This window comes from Yinghuangia soli, assembly GCF_021502675.1.
Classification (GTDB): domain Bacteria; phylum Actinomycetota; class Actinomycetes; order Streptomycetales; family Streptomycetaceae; genus Yinghuangia; species Yinghuangia soli.
The window spans coordinates 1-17,404 of sequence record NZ_JAKFHA010000028.1 but is presented as its reverse complement, the minus strand read 5'-3'; the positions used below and the strand labels follow the sequence as shown (position 1 = coordinate 17,404).

Genomic DNA, 17,404 nt, shown 5'->3' with positions numbered 1-17,404 from the left:
TTCGCCCCTGAGCCGGCCTCGCCCGCAGCCCCGCGTGCGGCACGGCCCGCCGAGGCGCCCGTGGATCCGGGCGGCTTCCCGGCGGAGGCCTCGGCCGCCGGATCGGGTGCCGCGTCTGCCGCGGCACCTGCCTGCGGGTCGGCCGGTCGGTCGGCCGGTCGGTCTGCCGGGGAAGCGGGCGGATCGGCGGGTGTGCGGTCGGGCATCGGGGCTACGATGCCGCGCCGGCCTGCGTCCCGGAGCGCTCGCCGGTCTGCTCGGCGGCCGGTGCCGGGCGCTGGGCCACCGGGCGGCGGCCCAGCATGTCGATCTTGTGCAGCGTCGGGTTGCCCGCGATGACCTTGGTGAAGCTGACCTTCTCGCTCGCGAGCGTCAGCGCGGTCAGCGCCGCCGCCCGCACCACCAGGCCGCGCCGCGAGGCGCCCGCCGCCGCGGCGACGCCGAGTGCCGCGCCCAGCGCGTTCGCCCCGGTGTCGCCCAGCATCGCCTTCTCGCCCAGGTCTTCGGGCAGCAGCGCGGCCGCCGCCCCGACCGGCGCCGCGGCCAGCCGCGCACCGCGCAGCACACCGGGCAGCCCGGCCAGCACCGCGACCTTCGCCGCACGGCCCGGCCGCAGGTCGAACAGGTTCACCGCGTTCGCCGTCCCGGCCACCACCACGCCGGCCAGCAGCTTGTCGACCGGGCGCCGCTGCAGCAGCGCACCCGCGGCCAGGCCGGTCGCGCCGATCCCGAGGATCTTCACCGCGCCGCTGGTCACCTCGCCCTTGGCGAGCGCCCCCAAGTGGCCCTTGAAACCGCGCTTGTCGGTCGCCCCGAGCAGGTCGTCGTACGCCCCGAACCCGGCCGCCGCCGCAGTCGCCAGCACAGCCGCGGCCCGCTGCCGGCCCGGCACGCCCGGCGCGGTCGCCGCGGCAAGCGCGGTGCCCAGCGCGGCCGCCGGCCCCTCCAGCAGCGTCACCGCCTCGCCGCGGTGGTTGCGGCGCTCCCCCACCGCGCGCCCGGGCGGGACGCGCCCGGCCACGGTGTACGCGACCCGGGCCGCGGTGCCCGCGACCAGCGCGGTGCGCACCGCGCGGCGTGCCGAACTCACGACGTCTTCCCCGCATTCTCGTTCGTGGCGTCCGGGAGTTCGGGCAGCCAGCCGTCCGTGCCGGTGGCCCCGTACTGGCCGGACTTGCCTTCCTCGGACTCGACCACCAGCGCCCAGTCCACCGAAACCTGGCCGGCCGTCGTCTCGGCCGCGTCCACCGAGGACACGACCTTCGCGGTGCGGTCGTCGCGGCGCAGCGCCGCCACCGTGCCGCCGTCCTGCACGGACGCGGTGTCCCCGGCCATGACCGTACCGTCGTCGGACGCGTCCAGGGTGCGCGACAGACCGAGGTAGAGGGTGTTGGCGCGGGCCGGGTCGCTGCCGGTGACCGGGCCGGCCGGGGCGACCACCACGGCGAGCGTGGCGCCCTTCTCGGGGTGGCCCTTCACGTCGATGAACCCGGCGCTCTTGAGGCGCTCCAGGACGGTCAGCGCGGCATCGCTGTTCCCGCTGCCGTTCCCGTTCCCGTTCCCGGTGCCGCCGGTGCCGCCGTTCGCCGTCGCGGTGGGCGTCGGGCCGATGCCGCCGGTCGGGGCGTCCCCGGTCGGCGCGCCGGTGGGCGGCGTGGCGGGCGGCGTGGTCGAACCGGTCGGCGCGCCGCCCGGGTTCGGCGTCCCCGACCCGTTCTTCGACTTGTGCACCACCGCGCCGGCCAGCGCGGCCGCGGCCCGGTCGGCGGCCTTCTCGGTGGTGCGGTCGGTCGGCGTCTGCCCGTTCGGCACCCCCGCGGCGGCGGACAGCGCCGCCTCCTTCTCCGGGTCCACCCACGCCGACTTGACCGCCACCGTGCCGGTGACCGTCGCGCCCGACTCCTCCAGCGTCTTCACGGTCGCCGCGGTCACGTCCGAGTCGGCGTCCGGCAGCGTCACCAGCACCACGGACCTGCCCTTGAGCTTGTCCTGCACCAGGTCGGGCTTGGCGGCGTCGATGAACCGGCTCAGGTCGTCGCGCTCCTCGCGCGCCGCGGTCAGGTCGCGGCGCAGCCCGTCCGCGGTCTTCCCGAGGTCCTTGATCTGCTTGTCGAGGTTCTTCGACGCGATGTCGCCCAGGAACGAACTGCCCAGCACGAGGCCGACCGACAACGCCAGGAACACCGCGATGATGGACACGACGTGGTAGCGGAAATCGATCAAGAGAAGATTCCTTGGAGCCAGAAGACCAGCGAGTCCCACTGCGCCTTGAACACGTGGTAGTACGCCTGGCCGAGCGGGCTGACCCGGATGGTCACCGCGATCGTGATGAGCGCGGCCAGACACATCACGAGCAGCGAAGTGGTCGAGATGCGGCTGCGGTACAGGCGGCTGACGCCCTTGGCGTCCACGAGCTTGCCGCCCACCCGCAACCTGGTCAGGAAGGTACTGGCCATCCCCTCACGGCCCTTGTCCAGGAACTCCACCAGCGTCGCGTGCGTGCCGACCGCCACGATCAGGTTGGCGCCCTTGTCGTCGGCCAGCAGCATCGCGATGTCCTCGCTGGTGCCGGTGGCCGGGAACGGGATGCCCTCCAGGCCCAGTTCGTCCAGGCGCTCCATGCCCGGCGCCCGCCCGTCCCGGTACGCGTGCACCACGATCTCCGCACCGCAGCGCAGCGCCTCGTCGGACACCGAGTCCAGGTCGCCGATGATGATGTGCGGCTTGTAGCCCGCCTCGATGAGCGCGTCCGCACCGCCGTCCACGCCGATCATCACCGGCCGGTACTCCCGGATGTACGGGCGCAGCGCGGCGATGTCCTCGCGGTAGTGGTAGCCCCGCACCACGATCAGGACCTGCCGGCCGTCCATCGCGGTCCGGATGGTCGGCACCCCGACCCCGTCCAGGAGCAGGTCGCGCTCCTCGCGGATGTACTTGAGGGTGTTCTCCGCGAACGCCTCGATCTGGGTGGACAGCCCCGCCCGGGCCTCCTCCATCGCGGCGCGCACCGACTCCTTGTCGAGCATCGTGCCGACCGCCACCGGACGGTCCCCGCGATACAGGATGTCGTCCTCGATGTGCACCCACTCGCCCTCGGGCAGGCGCCCTATGACGCCCTGGCCGACCGAGTCGAGCAGCGGGATCCCGGCAGCCACGATGATCTCCGGACCCAGGTTCGGATAGCGGCCGCTGATCGACGCCGACGCGTTGACCACCGCGGCCGGCCGGCACGCCACCAGCGCCTCCGCGGCCACCCGGTCCAGGTCCACATGGTCGATGACCGCGATGTCGCCCGGCTGCAGCCGCTTGGTGAGGTTCTTGGTACGCCGGTCCAGCCTGGCTGCGCCGGCGATGCCCTCGTATTCGGGCACGCGGCGTCGGCGCAGCACGGGAATCCTCATCGTGGTCATCCTGCCATGCAGACGGTCCTGGTCAGGGCGGTACTGGTGGCCCCTATGGCGCCCTTCACACGCCGCGCCGACCCCCGGTGCACGCCCGTACCCAAGCCGTTATCCGGTCGTGACTCATGATCGGGAACTGCCGGACGCACCCTCAGGGCCACCCCTGAGCCGCCGCCCCGACCGGCCCGCGGACCCGCAGCCGCCCGGCCGCGCGGCGCTCAGCCGCGCTTCGCCTTCGCCGCCGTCGCCAGCAGCTCCTCCGCATGCGCCCGGCCCAGCTCCGAGTCCTCCAGACCCGCCAGCATCCGCGACAGCTCCCGCACCCGCGCCTCGTCGTCCAGCGCCACCACGCCCGACCGCGTCACCGTGCCGTCGTTCGACTTCTCCACCACCAAGTGCCGGTCCGCAAAAGCCGCCACCTGCGGCAGATGCGTCACCACGATCACCTGCGCGGACCGGGCCAGCATCGCCAGCCGCCGCCCGACCTCGACCGCAGCCTTGCCGCCGACCCCCGCATCGACCTCGTCGAACACGAACGTCGGCACCGGGTCCGCACCCGCGAACACCACCTCGACGGCCAGCATCACCCGGCTCAGCTCACCGCCCGACGCCCCCTTGTTCAGCGCCCGCGGCGGCGCCCCGGGATGCGGCGCGAGCAGCAGCTCCACCTCGTCCACCCCGCTCGGCCCGTACGCCAAGACCCGGCCGCCGACCGGCAGCCCCTCCGCATCGTCGACCCCGGTGATCGCCACCGACACGCGCGCATGCGGCATCGCCAGCGCACCCAGCTCTATCGTCACCGCGTCCGCGAACCGGCCCGCCGCCGCGGCCCGCGCCGCCGACACCTCGCCGGCCAGCTCGGCCAGCTCGGCCCGCAGCGCCTCGCGCTCCTCGGCCAGCTCGCCCACCCGGTCGTCGTCGCCGTCCAACTCGGCCAGCCGCATCGCGGAACGCTCCGCCCACGCCAGCACCTCGCCGATGTCCGCCCCGTACTTCCGGGTCAGCCCGGACAGCACCGAACGCCGCTCCTCGGCCAGCGCCAGCCGCACCGGATCCGCATCCACCCCGGCCGCGTACGACGCCAGCTCGGTCGCCACGTCCGACACCAGATAGCCGACCTCGCCGAGGCGCTCGGCCAACGCCGCCAGCGCCGGGTCGTGCGCCGCGACCGCCTCCACGGCCCGCCGCGCCGCCCCGATCAGCGTCACCGCATCCGGGCCCTCGTCGCCCGCCTCCGGATCCGACAGCAGCGCCGCATGCGCGGTCGTCGCCGCCCCGCGCAGCGCATCCGCATGCCCCAGCCGCTCGGTCTCCGCGGCCAGCTCCACGTCCTCACCGGGCAGCGGCGCGGCCTGCTCGACCTCGTTAAGGCCGAACCGCAGCAGATCCGCCTCCTGGGCCCGCTCCCGGGCCCGGGTGGTGATCGTCTCCAGCTCCGCGACCACCGTCCGCAGCCGCTTGTAGACCCGCGCATACGACGCCAGCGGCTTCGCCACCGCCTCGCCCGCATACCGGTCCAGCGACGCACGCTGCCGGGACGGCCGCAGCAACCGCTGCTGGTCCGTCTGCCCGTGCACCGCGATCAGCTCCTCGGCCAGGTCGGTCAGCAGACCCACCGGCGCCGCCCGGCCGCCCACATGCGCCCGCGACCGGCCCTCCGCCGAGACGGTACGGCTCAGCAGCAGCGCGTCCTCGTCCAGCTCGGCACCCGCCTCCGCGGCCCGCACCGCGGCCGGCGCGTCCGCGGACAACCGCACCCGGCCCTCGACCACCGCACGGCCCTGCCCGGTCCGCACCAGCCCGGCATCGGCCCGGCCGCCGAACAGCAGCCCCAGACCGGTCACCACCATCGTCTTGCCCGCACCCGTCTCACCGGTCACCACCGTGAAACCGGCCGCGAGTTCGACCACGGCGTCCTCGATCACACCGAGGCCCTGTATGCGCATCTCTTCCAGCACGGCGACCGACCCTACGGGTTCTTCGGCCCCGGGACGGCACCGTCCGGGGAAACATCGGCGGACTCGGCGGCGAACACCCGGTCGGGCCCGGCCGCTTCTTCGGTTCCGTGCTCCGCGTCCGGCCCGTCGTGCGGACCCCCGCGCCAACCCCGCACCGGCAGCGCGAACTTCGCCACCAGCCGGTTGGTGAACGGCGCCTCGTGCAGCCGCGCCAACCGGATCGGCACCGCCCCGCGCCGCACCTCGACGCGCGCCCCCGGCGGCAGATCCACCGTGCGCCGCCCGTCGCACCACAGCACGCCCTTCGGCGTCTCCGGCAGCACCTCCACCGCCAGCACCGAACGCGGCGACACCACCAGCGGCTTCGCGAACAGCGCATGCGCACTGATCGGCACCATCAGCAACGCCTCGACCTCAGGCCACACCACCGGGCCGCCCGCCGAGAACGCATACGCCGTGGAACCCGTCGGCGTCGCACACACCACACCGTCACCGCCCCACCGCGACAGCGGACGCCCGTCCACCTCGGTGACCAGCTCCAGCATCCGCTCCCGGGCGGCCTTCTCCACCGCCGCCTCGTTCAGCGCCCAGTTCGTGTGCACCACATCGCCGTTGGTACGCACCACCACATCGAGCGTCATGCGCTCCTCGACGTCGTAGTCGAACCGCACCACCCGCTCGACCACCTCGCCGAGGTCCTCGCGCTCGGCCTCGGCCAGGAAACCCACCCGGCCCAGGTTCACCCCGAGCATCGGCACCCGCGCATCCCGCACCAGCTCCGCACCGCGCAGCAGCGTCCCGTCGCCGCCCAGCACGATCGCCAGCTCGCAGCCCTTGGCCGCACCCGGCTCCGCGGGCACCACCTCGATGCCCGGCAGCGCCAGCTCCTCGGCCTCCGACTCCAGGACCCGCACCACGATCCCCGCCGCGACCAGACCGTCCACCACCAGCCGCGCACTGCGCAGCGCAGCAGGACGCCCGGTGTGCGCGACCACCAGCACAGTGCGCCCGGCCATCGAGCCCCCGGTCATGCCCCTGCCCACCCGTCTCCGCCGGAACCGACGCCGGCCGCCCTGAACACCCGCATCCGGCGACCGTACCGCGTACCCCCGTCATCGCGCGGCGGCCTCACTGCGGGCCCTCCGCAACCGCCCGGTCCACCGCGGCCGCCTCCAGCTCCGGTGCACCGCGCCGCATCCACAGGAAATACTCCACATTCCCCGACGGCCCCGGCAGCGGACTCGCCACCACCCCCAGCGCCCCCAGGCCCAGCCCGGCGGCCTGCGCGGCCACCCCGCGCACCGCCTCCGCACGCAGCGCCGGATCCCGCACCACACCGCCCGTGCCCAGCCGCTCCCGGCCGACCTCGAACTGCGGCTTCACCATCAGCACCAGGTCCGCATCCGGCGCCGAGCAGCGCACCAGCGCGGGCAGCACCAGGCCCAGCGAGATGAACGACAGGTCGCCCACCACCAGCCCGGCCGGCCCGCCCACCTGATCCAGCGTCAACTCGCGGACGTTCGTCCGGTCCACCACGGTCACACGCTCGTCGCTCTGCAGCGACCACGCCAACTGCCCGTAGCCGACATCCACCGCGACGACATGCCCGGCCCCGGACCGCAGCAGCACATCCGTGAACCCGCCGGTGGACGCCCCTGCATCAATGCAGCGGCGCCCCTCGACGACCAGCCCCATCGGCACGAACGCGGCCAGCGCACCCGCCAACTTGTGGCCCCCGCGCGACACGTAATCCGGATCCGAGTCGTCCTGCGCCACCACCACGGCGGCACTCGTCTCCACCTGCGTCGCCGACTTCGTCGCGGTCGCCCCGCCCACCGAGACCCGCCCGGCCGCGATCAACTCGCCCGCGTGCTCCCGCGACCGCGCCAATCCCCTGCGCACCAGCTCCGCATCGAGCCTGCGTCGTGCCACGGTGTCCTGCCTGCCTTCGATCCGGTACGGCCTGAGCCCGCGGCACGCGCCCGGACCTCGGGCCGTGCCCCGGCACGGGCGCGATCTGCTTCGTGCGGTGGCGCGGACGGCGCGGCACGCAATGCGCGTCGCCACGTGCCGCCCGCGGGCTGCGGCGTGCTCAGCGGTCGAGACCGGTCAGCACCTCACGCAGTTCCCGGTGCACATCTTCGTACACCTGCCCATGCCGGTCCGTCGGCAGGACGTCCACCTGCGTCAACCGCTGCACGGCACGGTCCACGACGGCATCCCCGGACGGCTCCGGGGCATCCAGCCCGAGCGGCACGATCTCGTCCGGATCCGCAGCCGCGGCGACCGCACCGGCCGCGCCCTGAGCGGCGACCTGCGGGGCAGGTTCGGGAGTGCCCGCCGCTGCGAACCCGCCTTCCCGGCCCGGGTCCTGGTCCGCGTCGTGGTCCAGGTCGTGGTCCAGGTCGTTGTCCGGGTCGCGGTCCGGACCGGACCCGAGGCCCCGGTCCTCGTCGAGGTCCCGGCCGGCCGGCCCCGACCCGAAGCCCGGCGCCGGGCCAGGCCTCGGCCCCGGCCGCGGACCCGGCTTCGGCGCGCCATCCCACACGTTCACAAGCAGTCCTTCGCCATCGCACTCGCGCGGACCCACGCCGCCCGTCCGACCAAGACTCGCGCACCGGCCGCGACCCCGACCCGCACCGCAAGCTCCGACACGCCGCGGCACGTTCCGCCCCCGGCACACCGCCCGCCGCGCACCGCCACGTCCACGGCCGCCCGCACCCCGGCGGCGCTCCGGCCCTCGAGGCTCGCCGTCACCACGGCCATGCCGGACTACTCACCCGCGCCCGGAGCGGACTCCGGCGCACTCTTCGGGGCCGCCTTCGGCACCGGACGCCGCGGCGCGGTCTTCTTCGCCGCCGCACCCCCGGCCGTCTTCTTCGCGGCACTCTTCGCCGGCAGCCTGTCCCCCGCGGCCTTCTTCGCGGCCGCAGTCTTGGCCGGGCTCTTCTTCGCCGCGGCCTTCTTCGCCGAAGCCCGCGCCGGCGTCACCGTACGCTTCGCGACCGGCACATCCGCCTCGTCCGCAGCCGGCGCCACCGGAGCGGCCGCAGCCGCCGGAGCACTCGCCCGCGCACCCGCCCGCCGCACCGGCACCGGCTCCTCGTCCGCCTCCGGCACCGGCTGCACCCGCGGGGCCCGCGGCGCCGCCGCCGCGACCGCCAGCCGGTGCTCCAGATCCGTCACCCGCCGCTCGACGCGCTCCACGTCGTCCGACACCCGGGTCACGTCGTCCATCCACGGCCGCAACCGGCCCATGGCCTTGTCCACCTCGCTGCGCACCACGCCCACCAGAAGGTCCCGGTTGGCCTTGCCGGTCGTGAACAGATCGTCCGCGACCTGCTGCACATACTGCGGAACCGCCTGGGCCTGCTGCGCCACCTGCGACGGCACGGTGTCGAGGTCCACACCGCTCTTCTCGACCAGTTGCTTCGCCACCTCGGTGACCCGCATGACGGTCATCTCGGTCAGGCCGGTCGCGATCTGCAGGTAACTACGCAGTGCGTCACGCATGGTCGGGCGCCTCCTGAGGACTCGGGTCGGGCGGGACTGCGCCCATTCGTCCCTCTCGACGCTACCGCCTCGGCGCGCCCCGGGCCGCCCGCAACGGTCCGATCGAGGGCTGGGGTACCGTCGGCAGCGGCCCAGGAACGGAAAGGACCATTCCCCTTATGGCGACCGTCGAAGAGTGCCGCACCGCACTCGAGCAGCTCTCCGCCAAGCTCGGCGGAGCCGAGGGCGACCTGGGCAAGGCGGTACGCCTGGACCGCAGCCTCAGCTGCCGGGTCCCCGACCTCGGCGTCACCTTCTCCGGCCGGCTGCACGACGGCGCACTGCAGGACATCACCACCGAACCGAGCCCGGAGAAGGCCCAGATCCGACTGGAAGCCGGCAGCGACGACCTGGTCGCGCTCGTCGACGGCGAGCTCAACTTCGCCTCCGCCTGGGCCCGCGGCCGCGTCAAACTCGAAGCGTCGTTCAAGGACCTGCTGACGCTGCGCAAACTGCTGTGACCCGGCTGCCGCAGTGACCCGGCACCTGCGGTGATCCGGCTAGAGGCCCGCGGCCGCCAGCGCCTTCGCGGCCTCGTCGACATCGACCTCGGACGCGCCGCCCGCAGCCCAGACCGCGGCGCACGCCGCCCGCAGCGCGTCGTACGGCTCTCCCCCGCCGGCCAGCACGAGCGACCTGCCGTCGACCGCCGCCGTCCAGCCGCCGCACTCCCACCGCCCGTCGGCGCCCTCCCGCGCCCGCGGCAACTCCGCCGACAGCGCCCGCAGATCCGCCGCCACGAACGTCGGGCGGCTGCCTTCCGGCGCGGCCAGCAGCCCCGGCACGTCCGTCACCCCGGTCATCACCAGCAGGCTGTCCACCCCGCCCGCGACCGCACCCTCGATGTCGGTGTCCAGCCGGTCCCCCACCACGAGCGGGTTCCGCGCCCCGGTCCGCAGCATCGACTCGCGGTGCAGCGGCAGCTCCGGCTTCCCGGCCGCCACCGGCTCCCGCCCCGTCGCGGCCCGCACCACACCCACCAGCGCCCCGTTGCCCGGCGCGATACCGCGCTCGGTCGGGATCGTCAGGTCCAGATTCGACGCGATCCACGGCAGCCCCGCACCCACCGCGTACGACGCCTCGGCCAGCAGCGCCCAGTCCACCGTCGGCGCGAACCCCTGGACCACCGCCACCGGTTCGTCCGCCGCCGAGGCCACCGGCACCAGCCCGCGCTCGCGCAGCGCCGCGGTCAGCCCCTCGCCGCCCACCGCCAGGACCGGCGAACCGGCCGACACCTGCTCGGCCGCCAGCCGCGCCGCGGCCTGCGCCGACGTCACCACGTCGGACGGCTCGGCCGGCACCCCGATCCCGGCCAGATGCGCGGCGACCGCCTCCGGCGTACGCGACGCGTTGTTGGTCACGAACGCCAGCGTCATCCCCGCCGCCCGCGCCTCCGCGAGCGCCTCGGGTGCGTGCGGCACGGCCCGCTGCCCGGTGTAGACGACCCCGTCGAGGTCGAGCAGCGCAACGTCGTACGCCCGGACCGGGACCACCGAGCCTTCTGCCGCACCGCCACCGCTCACGCGCGCCTGCCTCCCATTTCTCCGTCCCCGGCCTGCCGGGCGCTCTCCCGCGCACGCAACGTCGCCCGCGCCTGGGTCAGCGCCACACGGTAGTGCTTGGTCCCCGGCCGCATTGCGACCGCCAGCGCCAAGTGCTCCACCGCGGTCTCGAAATCACCCACCCGCGCGGCCGCCAGCCCCCAGCCGAACTGCGCGTAGTCGTCCGCCGGATCGGACTGCGCGACGGCCCGGAACTCGGCCAGCGCCTCGGCATGCCGCCCCGCGTCGAACAGCGCCCGGGCGAGCGCCTCGCGCAGACTGCGCGACTCCGGCACCGCCCCCGCCGCCCGCGCCAGCAGTTGCGCGGCCGCGGCCGGATGCCCCCGGTCCAGCAGGTCCAGCCCGCGCCGGTACCAGTCGTACACGTCCCCGTGCGGGGCGCCGCCCCCGCCGTCCGCATCACCGCCGGCCTCACCGCCGAACTGCTCCTGCTGCCCACCCGTCATCGTCCGCTCCTGTCCGTCGCGCGATGCCGCTCCGGCGATGCGCGGCAGCCCGACCCGTCGGCTCACGCGCGATCTTGGACGTAGCATGCCCGTCATGGACCACGCCGACACGAACGGGCTTGATCTGGCCCCCTTCCGCGGGCTGCGCTACGACCCCGCCATGGTCGGCGACCTGTCGCTGGTCACCTCTCCCCCGTACGACGTGGTCGAGCCCGGCGGCGTGGGGCTGCTCGAAGACGCCGATCCGCACAACATCGTGCGCGTCGTGCTGCCGCGCGCCGACGCGTGCGGCGCGGAAGGCCCCTACGCGCACGCGGGCGTGACGCTGCGGACCTGGCTCGCCGAAGGCGTCCTGCGGCCCGACCCGGAACCCGCGCTGTACGTCTACGAGCAGATCACCGCGACCGCGCACCAGCGCGGCCTGATCGGTGCGCTGGCCCTCGGCGACGGCCCGGGCAACCCCGCGGTGCTGCCGCACGAGGACGTCATGCCGGGCCCGGTCGCGGACCGCACCGAGCTCATGCGCGCCACCGACGCCAACCCCGAGCCGATCCTCCTCGTCTACACCGGCGACGGGCCCGCCTCGGACGCCGTCGACCGCGCCACGACCGCCGGCCCGCCGCTGCTCGACACGCGCACCCCGGACGGCACCGAGCACCGCCTGTGGGCCATCACCGACCCGGACGAACTGGCCCTCATCGCCGCCGACCTGACGAAGCGCCAGGCGCTCGTCGCGGACGGCCACCACCGCTGGGCCGGCTACCGCAGGCTGCGCGACGACGCGTACGCCGCCGGGCGCGGCCCGGGCCCGTGGGACCGCGGCCTGGTCCTCCTCGTGGACACGGCCCGCTACCCGCTGCAGGTCGGCGCGATCCACCGCGTGCTGCCCGGCCTGCCGGTGCCGCGCATCCTGGACCTGCTGCGCACCCAGGGCCCGGCCGGCTCGGGGGCGTTCCTGGCCCGCCGCGTCGAGGACCCCTGGCCGTCGGTGCTGTGGACCCTCGAACGCATCGAAGGCCCGGCCTTCCTGCTGGCCGGCGACGGAGCCTTCCACCTGCTCACCGACCCCGACCCGGAACTCCTGGCCGCCACCGTGCGCGAGGACCGGCCGGAGGCGTGGCGCAGCCTGGACGCGACGATCCTGCACTCGGCGCTGCTGGACCACGTGTGGCAGGTCCCCGACGACCCCGAGCACATCACGTACCACCACGACGCGGTGGCCGCGATCCGCGAGGCGCAGCGCACCGGCGGCAGCGCGCTGCTGCTGCGGGCCACGACCGAGTCCGTGGTGCGGGAGCTGGCCCAGGAGGCGGTGCGGATGCCGCGGAAGTCCACGTCGTTCGGGCCGAAGCCGGCGACCGGTCTGGTGCTGCGGAGTCTTGCACTGGGCTGAGGCCCAGTCAGCTCGGGCTAGTTATCAAGATCAACTGACGGGACATCAGCGACATATAGCCGGGGATGACCGGTCAGGACACCTCGGAAGCGTCCCCTGTCGCCTGCGCGGCCTGTGGGTGTCGTGCGTCCTGCGTTTCGTGCGTTTCCTGCTTGCCCTGCATGTCCTGCGTGTCCTGCGTGTCCTGCGGCTCGGCCGAGCCCCGGTGCATCCGCCGGTACGCCGACGGCGACACCCCGTACATGTCCATGAACGCCTGCCGCAGCGTCTCCGTCGACCCGAACCCGCACCGCCGCGCGACCCCGCTCAACGGCAGCGCCGACGACGACAGCAACTGCGCGGCATGCTCGGTACGCACCGCCCGCACATACCGCGCCGGCGTCGTGCCCATCTGCACCTCGAACAGCCGGGCAAGATGCCGGCTGCTCACCCCCGCCGCCCGCGCCAACGCCGCCGGCGACAGGTCGTCCGCAGGGTTCTTGGCAATATGGCCGGCCAGCTTCCTGATCACCGGATGGTCCGGCGGCGGCCCGGCCACGAACATGCTCACCTGCGCCTGGTTCCCCGGCCGCTGCAAATACGTCACCAGCCCGCGCGCCACCGAGCGGGCCAGCGCAGCCCCGTTGTCCTCCTCCACGAAGGCCAGCGTCAGATCGAGCGCCGAGGTCACCCCGGCGGACGTGTAGACGTCCCCGTCCTTGACGTACAGCGGCGCCGGGTCGACGTGCACCGCCGGGTGCCGCCGGGCCAGCCGTGCCGCGAACGCCCAGTGCGTCGTCACCCGCCGGCCGTCCAGCAGCCCGGACGCCGCCAGCACCGACGCCCCCGTGCACACCGAGGCCACCCGCCGCGACGCAGGCGCCAGACGCCGGACGTGCCGCACCATGCCGTCGGCCTCGGCCGCCTCCTCGTGCCCGTAGCCCCCCGCCACCACCAACGTGTCGATCCGGCCCGTCACCGTCTCCAGAGCCCCGTGCACGGCCAGCGTGAACCCGGCCGTACCGACCACCGGGCGGCCCTTCGGCGACACCAGCTCGACCCGGTACGGCGGCACCGCGCCCAAGGTATTGGCCGCGTCGAACGTCTCCACCACGCACGCGATGTCCAGCAGCGAGGCATCGTGGTAGCCGACCACCACGACACGCCGGAACGCCTCCACTGCTTGCTCGTTCGCCATGGCGACGACGGTACCCAGCCCTGCCTGGGCCCGGGCAGGAGGTCCGGCAGACAGGCATCGCAGGAATACGGACATCGACGCTCTGCGGCGGCCCGCCCGGCGGCAAGGTGGCTGCCATGACGGAAACCGATGCAACTCCCCGCAAGACCATCGCCTTCGTGGCCTACCCGGGGCTGACCCTGCTCGACATCGCCGGCCCGCTCCAGACCCTCGCCGCACTGCCGCGCTTCAACCTCCCCTTCGAGGTGGTGACCGTCGCCGCGCAGAAGGACACGCCCATGGGCACCGACACGCCGCTCGGCATCACCGCGAATCGCAGCTTCGCCGAAGTCCCCGCCCCGGACGTCCTCATCGTCCCCGGCGGCGAGGAACCCACCCTCGCCGCGCTCGCCGACAAGGAACTCGTCGACTACATCCGCACCGCCGGAGCCACCGCCCAGGTCATCGCCTCGGTCTGCACCGGCGCCCTGCTGCTCGGCGAAGCCGGACTCCTCGACGGACGCCGCGCCACCACGCACTGGATCTACCGCGAGCGCCTCCCCGTTTTCGGCGCGACCCCGGTCGCCGAACGCTGGGTCGAGGACGGCCCCGTCATCACCGCGGCCGGCGTCGCGGCCGGCATCGACATGGCCCTCAAGCTCGTCGAACGCCTGGTCAGCACCGAATTCTCGCGTCTCACCCAGCTGTTCATCGAGTACGACCCGCAGCCGCCGCAGGGCCCGCTGGACTGGGACGCCATCGACATCCCGTCGTACGACCCGATCGCCGACGGCCAGATCCGCACGGCGCTCGAGGGGCACCCCGAGCTGATGGCCAAGCTGCTCGACGCGAAGCAGGCCTGACGGCCGAGCAGTCACCCCCGCCTGCGGGCACCGACGACAGCGTGCCCGCAGGCCGGCAGGCCCACAGGCCGCAGAAATGAAAAAAGCGGAGGCCCGGCACCTCGATCAGGTGCCGGGCCTCCGCTCGGTCATACGTCAGGCGCGACGGTCGCCCGCCTCGGGCTCGTCACCCTCGACCTCGTCCTCGTCCTCGTCTTCTTCGTCGTCTTCTTCCTCGTCGTCCGAGTCCGCGTCGTCGATCTCCTCGTCGTCCTCGTCGTCCTCGAAGTCGCCTTCGTCGGCCGGGAGGTCGTCGTCATCGTCGAGGTCGTCGTCCGCGAAGACGTCCTCCTCGTCGCGCGACCGCGAGGCCCGCACGTCGCGGCGCTCCTCGGCGTCGTCGAGGTCCTCGTCCACGTCGTCCAGCTCGGGGTCATAAGCGTCCACGAACTCGAGGCCGTCGAGCTCGGCGAGGCGCTGTGCGGCACCCGTCGAACCGTCGGTGTCCGCGTCCGCGGCCCGCGCGAACCACTCGCGCGCCTCGTCCTCGCGGCCCACCGCCATCAGCGCGTCCGCGTAGGCGAACCGCAGCCGGGCCGTCCACTCCTTCGCGCCCTGGGCGTTGAGCTCGGGCACCTGGAGGGTGACCACGGCAGCGTCCAGCTGGCCCATGTCGCGGCGCGCACCCGCGGCCACGATCCGCAGCTCGATCTGCGCGGCCTTGTCCAGCTCCTGGACCTCCGGCGCACCGGCCATCTGCAGGGCCCGCTCCGGACGGCCCAGACCGCGCTCGCAGTCGGCCATGACCGCCCAGTGCTCCGCCGACCCCGTCATCCGCCGCGCGGCACGCAGCTCCGACAGCGCCTCGGTGTACCGGCCCGTCATGTACGCGGCGATACCCGCAGCCTCCCGCACCGCGGCCACGCGCGATGCCAGCCGCAGCGCCACCCGCGAGTAGCGGTACGCCTCTTCCGGGTCCTCGTCGATCAGGCGCCCGGTCATCACCAGGTTCCGCGCGACGTCGTCGGCCAGCGTCTTCGGCAGGCTCATCAGCTCGCGCCGCGCCGCCTGGTCGAGCTCCTCGCCCGTCACGTCCGGCGGAATCGGCAGCCGGTCCACCGGCGGGTTCGCGCGCTCGCGGTCGTCGTGCTGGAACGGCCGGCGGTTGCCGCGGTCGCGGTCCCCGTAGGAGGAACGGCCACCGCGGTCGTCCCGGTCCCGGTTCCCGTACGACGGACGCCCGCCGCGGTCATCGCGGTCCCGGTTCCCGTACGACGGTCGGCCGCCGCGGTCGTCGCGGTCCCGGTTGCCGTAGGACGGGCGGTCGCCACTGTCCCGGCGCGGCCCGCGGTCGTCCCGCTGGAACGACCGGCGCTCGCCGCCGCCCTGGCCCTGACGGTCGCGGTCGCCATACGAGGGACGCCCGCCACGGTCATCACGCGGCGCGAACGAACGACGCTCGCCGCCGCCTTCACGGTTGTCCCGCTGCCCGTACGACGGACGGCGGTCGCCACCGCCCTGACGGTCCCGGTCCCCGTAGGACGGACGCCCGCCGCGGTCGCCGCCGCGGTCGTCGCGCTGCCCGTAGGACGGACGACGGTCGCCGCCGCCCTGTCGGTCGCGGTCGCCGTACGAGGGACGCCCGCCCCGGTCGTCACGCTGCTGGAAGGAACGGCGCTCGCCGCCACCACCCTGACCCTGACGGTCCCGGTCGCCGTACGACGGACGGCCACCGCGGTCATCGCGGTCCCGGTTGCCGTAGGACGGGCGGTCGCCACTGTCCCGACGCGGCCCGCGGTCGTCCCGCTGGAACGACCGGCGCTCCCCGCCGCCCTGGCCCTGACGGTCGCGGTCCCCGTAGGAGGGACGCCCGCCACGGTCATCGCGCGGCTGGAACGAACGGCGCTCCCCACCCTCGCGGTTGTCCCGCTGTCCGTACGACGACGGACGGCGGTCTCCACGGTCGTCACGCTGCCCGTAGGACGGACGGCGGTCATCACGGTCGCCACCGAACGAGGGACGGCCACCGCGGTCATCACGCTGCTGGTACGGCCGGCCCTCGCCCCGGCCGCCGCGGTCGTCCCGCTGGCCGTAGGACGGACGGCGGTCCCCGCCGCCCTGGCGGTCGCGGTCCCCGTACGAGGGACGCCCGCCCCGGTCGTCACGCTGCTGGAAGGAACGGCGCTCGCCGCCACCACCCTGACCCTGACGGTCCCGGTCCCCGTAGGAGGGTCGGCCACCGCGGTCATCGCGGTCCCGGTTGAACGGACGACGCTCGCCGCCGCCCTGGCGGTCGCGGTCCCCATACGAGGGACGGCCACCGCGGTCATCACGCGGCTGGAACGAACGGCGCTCCCCGCCCTCGCGGTTGTCCCGCTGCCCGTACGACGGACGACGGTCCCCTCCGCCCTGGCCGCCGCCCTGACGGTCGCGGTCCCCGTAGGAGGGACGGCCACCGCGGTCATCGCGGTCGCGGTTGAACGGACGACGGTCCCCGCCGCCCTGCCCCTGGCGGTCCCGGTCCCCGTAGGAAGGACGGCCGCCACGATCGTCACGCTGCTGGAACGAACGGCGCTCGCCGCTGCCGCCACCCTCGCGCGATCCCGAGCCTCCGCTGTCCGAACGGAACGGACGGCGGTCGCCACCGCCCTGACCGCCCTGACCTCCGCCCGAGAAGCGTCCGCCGCCACCAGGTCCGCGCCGGCCGGCACCCCCCGAGTTCTGCGAACCACCGGAACGGCGATGCGGTCGCCCCTCAGAGGGATAGGACATGGGATTGGCTCCTCGGATCATCGAACGGGCAGGCCGACAACACGGCCGCACCCCATTGTCCCGCACCCGAAGGCACCCGGCGCACCGGGCAGCCACCGCCGGCCATGGCCCACGGAAATTCATGCGGGGAAGAAATTTGTACAGAAAAGCAAATAAGGGGCTCCACCGAGCGGTGGAACCCCTTATTTGAAGTTAATTCCGGCGGCGTCCTACTCTCCCACACCCCTTCGAGTGCAGTACCATCGGCGCTGAAGAGCTTAGCTTCCGGGTTCGGAATGGGACCGGGCGTTTCCTCTTCGCCATGACCACCGGAAACCTGTCG

At 74.1% G+C, this 17,404-nt stretch carries 16 protein-coding genes and 1 rRNA gene; 4 read left to right on the top strand and 13 right to left on the bottom strand.

Annotated features, from left to right (window positions below):
• Positions 1-211 precede the first annotated feature (211 nt).
• The 8 genes from LZ495_RS32540 to LZ495_RS32505 all read right to left on the bottom strand — a co-directional run bounded on the left by LZ495_RS32540 (position 212) and on the right by LZ495_RS32505 (position 8,872).
• Complete coding sequence (locus tag LZ495_RS32540; RefSeq protein WP_235056624.1) at positions 212-1,090, bottom strand: hypothetical protein; 879 nt, start codon at positions 1,088-1,090, stop codon at positions 212-214.
• On the bottom strand, positions 1,087-2,223 hold the full coding sequence (locus LZ495_RS32535; protein WP_235056622.1) for a copper transporter: 1,137 nt from the start codon (positions 2,221-2,223) through the stop codon (positions 1,087-1,089). Before LZ495_RS32535 ends, LZ495_RS32540 begins: the two co-directional genes overlap by 4 nt.
• On the bottom strand, positions 2,220-3,401 hold the full coding sequence (steA, locus tag LZ495_RS32530; RefSeq protein ID WP_235056619.1) for a putative cytokinetic ring protein SteA: 1,182 nt from the start codon (positions 3,399-3,401) through the stop codon (positions 2,220-2,222). Before steA ends, LZ495_RS32535 begins: the two co-directional genes overlap by 4 nt.
• Positions 3,402-3,619: 218 nt before the next feature.
• The gene (recN, locus tag LZ495_RS32525; protein WP_235056705.1) at positions 3,620-5,347 is read right to left on the bottom strand and encodes a DNA repair protein RecN; all 1,728 of its coding nucleotides are present in this window, start codon (positions 5,345-5,347) and stop codon (positions 3,620-3,622) included.
• A 23-nt stretch (positions 5,348-5,370) separates the two neighbouring features.
• A complete protein-coding gene (locus tag LZ495_RS32520) occupies positions 5,371-6,390 on the bottom strand; it encodes an NAD kinase (protein ID WP_235056617.1) in 1,020 nt (339 codons plus the stop codon).
• Positions 6,391-6,487: 97 nt separating this feature from the next.
• Positions 6,488-7,291, bottom strand: coding sequence for a TlyA family RNA methyltransferase (locus LZ495_RS32515; RefSeq protein WP_235056615.1), 804 nt, complete (start codon positions 7,289-7,291; stop codon positions 6,488-6,490).
• A 160-nt stretch (positions 7,292-7,451) separates the two neighbouring features.
• Positions 7,452-7,913, bottom strand: coding sequence for a hypothetical protein (locus LZ495_RS32510; RefSeq protein WP_235056612.1), 462 nt, complete (start codon positions 7,911-7,913; stop codon positions 7,452-7,454).
• A 218-nt stretch (positions 7,914-8,131) separates the two neighbouring features.
• On the bottom strand, positions 8,132-8,872 hold the full coding sequence (locus tag LZ495_RS32505; RefSeq protein WP_235056611.1) for a histone: 741 nt from the start codon (positions 8,870-8,872) through the stop codon (positions 8,132-8,134).
• 158 nt (positions 8,873-9,030) lie between these two features.
• Here LZ495_RS32505 and LZ495_RS32500 point away from each other — a divergent pair, with 158 nt between their 5' ends.
• Positions 9,031-9,372: a sterol-binding protein gene (locus LZ495_RS32500; protein WP_235056609.1), complete on the top strand. Its 342-nt coding sequence runs from the start codon at positions 9,031-9,033 to the stop codon at positions 9,370-9,372.
• 39 nt (positions 9,373-9,411) lie between these two features.
• Here LZ495_RS32500 and LZ495_RS32495 read toward each other — a convergent pair whose 3' ends face one another.
• The gene (locus LZ495_RS32495) at positions 9,412-10,434 is read right to left on the bottom strand and encodes an HAD-IIA family hydrolase (RefSeq protein ID WP_235056608.1); all 1,023 of its coding nucleotides are present in this window, start codon (positions 10,432-10,434) and stop codon (positions 9,412-9,414) included.
• A complete protein-coding gene (locus tag LZ495_RS32490) occupies positions 10,431-10,985 on the bottom strand; it encodes a tetratricopeptide repeat protein (RefSeq protein ID WP_235056604.1) in 555 nt (184 codons plus the stop codon). The genes LZ495_RS32495 and LZ495_RS32490 overlap by 4 nt, the downstream gene beginning before the upstream one ends.
• 28 nt (positions 10,986-11,013) lie before the next feature.
• Here LZ495_RS32490 and LZ495_RS32485 point away from each other — a divergent pair, with 28 nt between their 5' ends.
• A complete protein-coding gene (locus LZ495_RS32485) occupies positions 11,014-12,312 on the top strand; it encodes a DUF1015 family protein (protein ID WP_235056598.1) in 1,299 nt (432 codons plus the stop codon).
• Positions 12,313-12,385: 73 nt separating this feature from the next.
• Here LZ495_RS32485 and LZ495_RS32480 read toward each other — a convergent pair whose 3' ends face one another.
• Positions 12,386-13,489 (bottom strand): GlxA family transcriptional regulator, encoded by a 1,104-nt coding sequence (locus tag LZ495_RS32480; RefSeq protein ID WP_235056595.1) that lies wholly within the window; start codon positions 13,487-13,489, stop codon positions 12,386-12,388.
• 116 nt (positions 13,490-13,605) lie between these two features.
• Between LZ495_RS32480 and LZ495_RS32475 the strand changes: the two genes are divergently transcribed.
• On the top strand, positions 13,606-14,331 hold the full coding sequence (locus LZ495_RS32475) for a DJ-1/PfpI family protein (protein WP_235056593.1): 726 nt from the start codon (positions 13,606-13,608) through the stop codon (positions 14,329-14,331).
• 135 nt (positions 14,332-14,466) lie between these two features.
• Here LZ495_RS32475 and LZ495_RS32470 read toward each other — a convergent pair whose 3' ends face one another.
• On the bottom strand, positions 14,467-15,429 hold the full coding sequence (locus tag LZ495_RS32470) for a tetratricopeptide repeat protein (RefSeq protein WP_308268674.1): 963 nt from the start codon (positions 15,427-15,429) through the stop codon (positions 14,467-14,469).
• Between the two features lie 27 nt (positions 15,430-15,456).
• Here LZ495_RS32470 and LZ495_RS44340 point away from each other — a divergent pair, with 27 nt between their 5' ends.
• Complete coding sequence (locus LZ495_RS44340) at positions 15,457-17,238, top strand: hypothetical protein (protein WP_268823630.1); 1,782 nt, start codon at positions 15,457-15,459, stop codon at positions 17,236-17,238.
• Between the two features lie 40 nt (positions 17,239-17,278).
• On the opposite strand, the gene rrf is transcribed toward LZ495_RS44340, so the two are convergent.
• A 5S ribosomal RNA gene (rrf, locus tag LZ495_RS32460) occupies positions 17,279-17,395 on the bottom strand.
• Between the last annotated feature and the right edge of the window lie 9 nt (positions 17,396-17,404).